Source organism: Streptomyces sp. NPDC036822 (assembly GCF_055609145.1).
The window spans coordinates 1-6,786 of record NZ_JBVJPY010000050.1; the positions used below are offsets into that span (position 1 = coordinate 1).

The following is a 6,786-nucleotide window of genomic DNA, read 5'->3' on the forward strand; positions in this document are numbered from 1 at the left end:
CCCTCGAACGCGACATCCGGTCATGGCTGGCCGACTGGAACAACCAACCCAGGCCCTTCGTCTGGACAAAGACCGCCGACGAAATCCTCGACAAACTCGCCGCCTACTGCCACCGAATCTCTGACTCAGGTCACTAGGGCATAGGCAGGGTGGAAGACGCCGAACGCTCACTCGCTGATCCATCGACCGAGATCTCTTCGCTCACTGGCGTCGCGGAGACACCGGTGCACCCGCGCGGAAGTCGGATCCTGTCTGGAGCAGTAATCGACGGCCTGCGCTTCTCGACTTTCGCAGCTACCACGAACTCAGCCGCGGACACAGCGGGACCGCGATCACGGAGGGACAGCAGCATCGAGGTGCACCGCCATGGTTCCGGACCGACCCCGCGCGCACGAGCTCGTCGACGATTTGGCCGTGCATGCGGAACTTCTGCGTGCCAGAGTCGGCCGGGACGGCGAGAGCTTGAGCATCCGCGACGCGGTCGCGCCGTCCGTCCAGTTCTGCAACACCCTTTGCAGTGCAGGCCCTTGATGTCCTCAGGACAGCGAAGCCCGGCGTACTGCTCTCCGCCGAGCTTCGCCTGGGCGCTCGTCACGGAAGCACTGCGCTATGGCCCCTCGGCCTGCGCGAGATCCGGCAGCACTTATGACTTGGAGTGCTTCGATGCCACGGGCTTGGTCTTGGTCGTGGACTTGTAGGTGAAGGGTTCGCCCTCGGGGGGAGTCAGCATCCGCAACTGTTTGTCAAAATACGCCCTGCGGGCATGGAGGTACGGGCGCACCTCGAGCGTAGTCCGGCCGGTCTTTTTGATGCTTCCCATGGGAGTGAAGAGTTCGGCGCCCTTCGCCGCGGATGTGATCTGGTAGAGGAGGTACGACAGCTCCTTCTCCTCCTCCGGACGAAAGATCTTTAGATGTTCTTCAACCATCCAGAACTGCAGGGTGTCCCCTACTGCGGCGTCGGCAAGAACATCGGCGTTCGCCGTAACCGCAGCTTTTCCCGGCTTGGGAATGCAATTAATCACAATGAGCAGATGCAGGTTATGCGACCCCGTCCCGGTGTCTCCGCCGAATTGAAGATCGAACTGGTAGTCGCCTTTAATCTCTGTGAAGCGTTGCGCCTCCTTTAGGGGAAAGGACTGACCGAACGGCACCGACTTAGCCATTTTGTACTGTTCGGTCTGCTTGTAGCGCGTTGCGATGAACCCAGGGTCGACGAATGGGGAAAGTATCTCCATCGCTTTGCTAATACTCTCTACCGAGAACCTCGACCGCGGAAGTTGCGGGTCTGCTGTGACCTCGAAACGGCACGGGTATCCAAATGCCTTCTCGCCCCCTTGGAAAGATTCGGGGGCAATCTGTTGCGTGGCGCCCTCGTCCGAGATCTTGACTTTCTTCTTGGTGAATGTGGCGAACGCCTCCTCGATGAATGCTTTGTCGCGGCCCGAGAAGCCGTAAACGGTAACCTTCCCGGAACCAGTCGGGCTACCCTTACGCTCCATCGTCACGCGACCAAACTGCAACGAAAGGGAACCGTTTTCCAGCTCCTTGAACCAGCCCTGCGAGGTAATACGGTCCTGGATGAATTCGTTCAGCGTGTTCAGATTCAGAGCGTTAGCTTCTCGCAGAAGGGTATCCAGGGCCCCCTTTGACGCCTTCAGATGATGAGAGAGCGTCTCTACTCTCAGGAACTGATTCTTAGGGATTGGCCCATCAGTGCCGCCGATCACAACGCGATGCCTACCACACTTAACCAGGGCGACAGGGTCACTGTACCCCGGGGCGAGGGATTTGAGCATGACGGCATTCTCGGCGGTGATGGCGTCGATCGACGTCTTCAGGACCTCAAAGTTGTCTGCAATGGATGCGAGATCCATACGAATACCGAGCCACTCTTTAGCTCGCGCCAGTGAGTAGTCCCAGATCTTTGAATGTTCCTCCGCAGATTCGTTGCGGAAGCATTCCGGGTTAACGAGCTTCAGGTGCTTGATGAGACTTTCAAAGAACCATGGAAATTCGTCCTCATCAACGGTACCGTTGGCATACCCTTGGACGGTCGCGTATACCTCAGTGGGCTCAATTTTCTGCTCTATTGCCACGAGAGTATGGCCCACGCATTCGGCCTTTGCCTACTCAGATATTGTCATATCATCCTCTTCTCGGAATCTCTCGCAGATCAGATTAGAGCATAAATGGACTCGGGGATGCTGTCGCGCGGGCGACGCTCGGTGCACTCCAAACTTCCCGTTCGGGAAGTAGGCTGCCACTTCGACAGGATGCTCACTCAATTACAAGGGCCTGCCCGCTCGCGCCGAGATAGTCTGCGCGAGTTCGGCGAACCACCGCTCGACCAGGTTCAGCCAGGACGCGCTGGTCGGCGTGAAGTGCTGGGGAAACGGGGGATGGGCCAGCAGCCACCGCTTGATGTCGGGCGTTTTGTGGGTGGCATAGTTGTCCAGGATCAGGTGGACGTCGAGGCTCTCGGGGACTTCCTTGTCGAGCTTGGTCAGGAACTCCTTAAACTCCGCCGCCCGGTGGCGGCGGTGGAGGGAGCCGCTGACCTTGCCGGTGGCGGCCTCGAGGGCCGAGAAGAGGGTCGTGGTGCCGGCCCGGATGTGGTCGTGGCTCCGGCGTTCGGGAACGGCGGGCACCATCGGCAGGACCGGCTGGGACCGGTCCAGGGCCTGCATCTGCGACTTCTCGTCCACGCAGAGCACCAGAGCCTTCTCCGGCGGATCAAGATAGAGGCCGAGGACGTCGCGGACTTTGTCGATGAACAGCGGATCGGTCGACAACTTGAACATCTGCGACCGTCGAAGCCCGCGCCTGCGAACTGCGCAGAAGCCGAAAACTTGGCCCTGCCCGGATCGGCCCGATCCTGGCCCTGCCCGCCTCGACCGTGCACCGGATCCTGACCCGTCACGGCCTGGGCCGCCTGACTCGGCAACATTCCCGACGGCGGCGGACGGCGCGTGGTGGGCCGGACCACAGGCGACCGAAACGGGCAGGCCACCACCGACCGGCGCAGAAGCAGCACGCCAGTAATCGGCTACTCCTACATCCACTCCGCCGTCGACGACCACTCCCGCCTCGCCTACAGCGAAGTGTTGGCCAACGAACGACAGGAGACCGCCGCTGGCTTCTGGCAGCGGGCACAGGCGTTCTTCGCCGCCCCCGGCATCACCGTCGAACGTGTCCTGACCGACAACGGCGCCTGCTACAAATCCATGCTCTTCACCCGGACCCTCACCGCGGCCGGCATCGCCCACAAACGCACCCGGCCTTACCGACCGCAGACCAACGGCATAGTCGAACGCTTCAACCGCACCCTGCTCGAAGAGTGGGCCTACCTACGGCCCTACACCTCCAACCACGAGCGGGCAGAGGCCCTGGCAGACTTCCTCCACACCTACAACCACCACCGCTGCCACACCGCATTGGGCGGACACCCACCCATCAGCCGTATGAACAACCCTGCGGGCATGCGCCTACCAGTGGGCGGGAGAGCCCTGGTCCCCGGCGGGGTGGTGGGCAGCGGTCTCGCTCGCGCAGCGCGGGCCGGCGGTTCGCTGGACTGTGCGGGGCTGCAGGGCCACGGGCGCGACATACATGTAGTGCTGACGATGTCGTTCCCTCGTGCTGACCGGGATGGTGACCGGCCCTGTGGCAGATGCTTGTGACGGGCTTGGTTCACGACGGCCCGGACCACAGCACGGACGCTCAACTTCCGACGCTGCGCGGAGGGGTGTGGGGGTCGGCCCCGATGCCGGGCACAGAACCGGCGCCAAGGGTCGTCCGGGGAGCGGTCGTGGAGGGCCGGAAGGGTGCGCGCCTCACCCGACTTCAATGTTCCCGAGCCCGGGGGCTGGTGCCAGGTGCTGTGGTGGCCGCTGAGCGGGCGGCGGCTGGGTCATCGCAGCGCGGTCTGAGCATCTCCGCGGGCCCGTCGCTGGCCTTCGCGGTCGCGGCGCCCTGTCGGTGATGACTGCGCGGGCAGGGCGGAAGGGTCGAACTACCGTGGTGGGGGCGGGGCTTGTGGGGCGGGGCTTGTGGGGCGGGTTTGGTTTCCCGATGACGCGTGGTGGGGGGGCCGGAGGGGACAGGTGTCCGCTTCTTCGTCCAGGTTCGTATCGCATGTCGCCTTTAGGGGGCTGCCGGTGGTGATGTGCTGGGCGCCGGCAGGGCGACCGTCTCCTGCCCCCGGCGACACAATTATGGAGCGGGCTTCATGAGTGAGTATTCCTTCGGTGCCAGTGAGCCCGGCGGGCAGCAGGGAGAGCTGGCGGACGCCCTGCTTCTTGCCAGTCTGGGGGACTGGGAAGCGGCTGCCGCGGAGGTGTGTACACAGACCGGTCTGCGGGAGGTGGGAGAGGACGCTCTGCGTGAGTCGGTACGGCAGGTCGCTGCCGGCTACCACCTGCAGCCCGACAGCGACGAGAACCTCGCGAGCGTCCTGTATCGGGGAAATATCGTGAGCCTGCAGCATTTCGGGCCGTTCCTGGGCAACCCGTTCGCCCAGGAGGCCCCCAACGCCCATCAGAACGAGGACCCGGCTCTGGCCTGTCTGCATGCCATCATCCGTGACGACTGGGACGACGCACGGGAACGAGCCGCATGGGCAGCGGGCACCCACCTCACCACCGAGGCCCTCACCGATGCGCTCTGCGCAACAGCCACCGCCCTGAACATCAACCTCCAGGCCTACTCCGAGGTCCCCGCCCTGGCCGCGGACCTCGCCGCCTTCGTCTCCAACGACGCCACCAGCTTCCACCACTGGCAGACCGCCCTCACCACCCATCACCCCGCCCCGCCGGCATGGGAAGAAGGCCAACTCACAGCGGGCAGCAGCTCGGACGCGGAAACCTATGGCACCGTTGCTCCAGAAGCCACCACAGCCCCAGCCGACCTCTACATGTGGCAGGAGCCCGCAGTGGAAGAAGGGACGGCTCCCGCCTGGGATCCCGCTGGCGCAGGCCCGGCCGGCACTGCGCCGGGCGGCATATGGGCGCCCGGAGATCTGGACCAGCTCATGGACATAGTCGATGAGGTGAACCACCCTATGCCGCAGGCTCCCGCGCCAGCTCCAGCTCCCGGCATTCTGACGGCGAACGACCTGTACCTGCTGGCGGCGATTCACCACGCTGGCACACTCACCCCTCAGATCCGGGAACTCGCCTCCAGCCTCTACATCACCAGCGCAGCGGTAAGCGATCGTTTCAAAGCGCTGGGCCGGCACATCGAGGTGCTGAACGCAGAACTCGTCCTGACAGGAGCCCCGAAGGTACGTGCGGAACAGGTCGCCGGCTGGCTGCGGAAAGGTGCCATCCCCGGCGTCGTTGCCCACACGCTGCCCTGGCCCCCACCCCGACAGGAGCTGACCAAGACAGACCACGACACCATCGCTGCAATCCGCCAATCCGGCAGCCTCACACCGGATGTCGCCACCCTCACCACCACCCTCGGCATCAGCAAAGACGCGATGGACGCACGACTAAAATACTTGAGTTACAGACTCGGTATACATGGTGGCAACGGAGACTATATTGCTTCCGAAGTAGCGGCCAGGCTGCAACGCGGAGAAATCCCCACGTAGACGTCACCGACTACGGCCTGTAGACCGAAGCTGGATCGCTGAGGTAGGCGTGCCGGCTATGAGGTTGATGTGCCGTGGGGGCGCGGGGGGCCCCGATGCCGGGCGCGGGATCAGGGCCATATGTCGTGCGGGTCCGATCGCGGGGCGGCCGGACGGGGAGCACGCGTCGCCTGCTTTCCGCCCCCCGAACAGTGGGGGTTGGCGCTACGTCACATGACGTTCCATGTCTCGCCCGGATGATCCATCGAGGGAGGGCCTCAGTTCGCTGACAGGTTGCGCGTCCTGACCTGCGGCGGTGCCTGGCCGCCGTTCGTGGACGGGAAGGTCTGGGTGGTCCTGGCGGCCGAGACTGAGGTGGCGTCATCCGGTGCTCGCCGCTCCAGATATTCCCGGCGCTCCGACCCGGCCGTGGCCGGGTCTGTATGCACTGCGGCAGCAGCCTCCCCTCGGCGGCCCGTACGGCCTCGGGCCTACGTACACCCGGCTGCGCGGTGTGTATAAGCATGGTGATGGGCGGGTGTACGGGCCTTGGCTCACTCTTCAGGGAGCAGCCATGGGATGTACGACACCTGTTCAGCCGAAGTTGAGCTTGCGGAGTCCGTCGGCTGGCGGGGCTCAACGGGCCGCAAAGGTGCGTCCCGGGGGGCCGGCCGTTATCGAGGTGCATCAGAGTCGGCGGACAGGGAGGCGTCCAGGGTGGCCAACCACGGGCGGTGAGCGGGGCGGGTTTAGAGGTAACGGCGGCGGGGTGTCACTCCACGAGGAACCGGCCCACTCCCACCGACACCACCTCCTTACCAGGCCAGGCATCCACGGGCCCATGCTCTACTGCAACAGCCATCCAGCAATACTGACCGGTCAGGCAACAGAACTAAGCAACCCAGCCGACCACCGGTCAGATAACGGACCGCGACACCGTGTGGGCCGTCGTGTCAGCGGTCCGTCCTAAGGGCTGTCCCGCAATGCAGGTCGCAGATCTACCGCTGGATACTCGTCGCAGGTGTCGGGCTGGTTGCGAAGGGGGTTCTAGTGGTTGGCCTGCGGGTTGAGGCGGTCCGGTGGGTGGATGACGCGTTTCCGGGCTGGATAGAGGTGCAGTTCAGTGAGCCTTTTTCATCCTGCCCCTGAAGGGCTATAAGGCCTGGTCAGCTGGGGTGGTGACGTGGCAGAGCCCCCGGTCGTTGGCGGTGTTGA

2 protein-coding genes and 3 pseudogenes are annotated in these 6,786 nt (G+C 64.0%); 3 read left to right on the forward strand and 2 right to left on the reverse strand.

The features are described from left to right. Nucleotides 1-137 (forward strand): annotated as a pseudogene (locus ACZ68P_RS35905) (IS630 family transposase); the annotation flags it as partial. A gap of 506 nt (nucleotides 138-643) precedes the next feature. On the opposite strand, the gene ACZ68P_RS35910 reads toward ACZ68P_RS35905, so the two are convergent. Both ACZ68P_RS35910 and ACZ68P_RS35915 read right to left on the reverse strand, forming a co-directional pair. Further along, nucleotides 644-2,098, reverse strand: coding sequence for a hypothetical protein (locus ACZ68P_RS35910; RefSeq protein WP_471013563.1), 1,455 nt, complete (start codon nucleotides 2,096-2,098; stop codon nucleotides 644-646). Between the two features lie 222 nt (nucleotides 2,099-2,320). After that, nucleotides 2,321-2,812: pseudogene (locus ACZ68P_RS35915) on the reverse strand (IS630 family transposase); the annotation flags it as partial. On the opposite strand from ACZ68P_RS35915, the pseudogene ACZ68P_RS35920 reads away from it, so the two are divergent. Next, nucleotides 2,800-3,481: pseudogene (locus tag ACZ68P_RS35920) on the forward strand (IS481 family transposase); the annotation flags it as partial. The pseudogenes ACZ68P_RS35915 and ACZ68P_RS35920 sit on opposite strands and share 13 nt — an antisense overlap. A 746-nt stretch (nucleotides 3,482-4,227) precedes the next feature. Further along, complete coding sequence (locus ACZ68P_RS35925) at nucleotides 4,228-5,592, forward strand: hypothetical protein (RefSeq protein ID WP_471013565.1); 1,365 nt, start codon at nucleotides 4,228-4,230, stop codon at nucleotides 5,590-5,592. Nucleotides 5,593-6,786: the final 1,194 nt, after the last annotated feature.

What these genes read in the sequence shown, in the direction of transcription:
- ACZ68P_RS35925 (WP_471013565.1), top strand. Translation starts at nt 4,228, where the DNA reads ATGAGTGAGTATTCCTTCGGTGCCAGTGAGCCCGGCGGGCAGCAGGGA.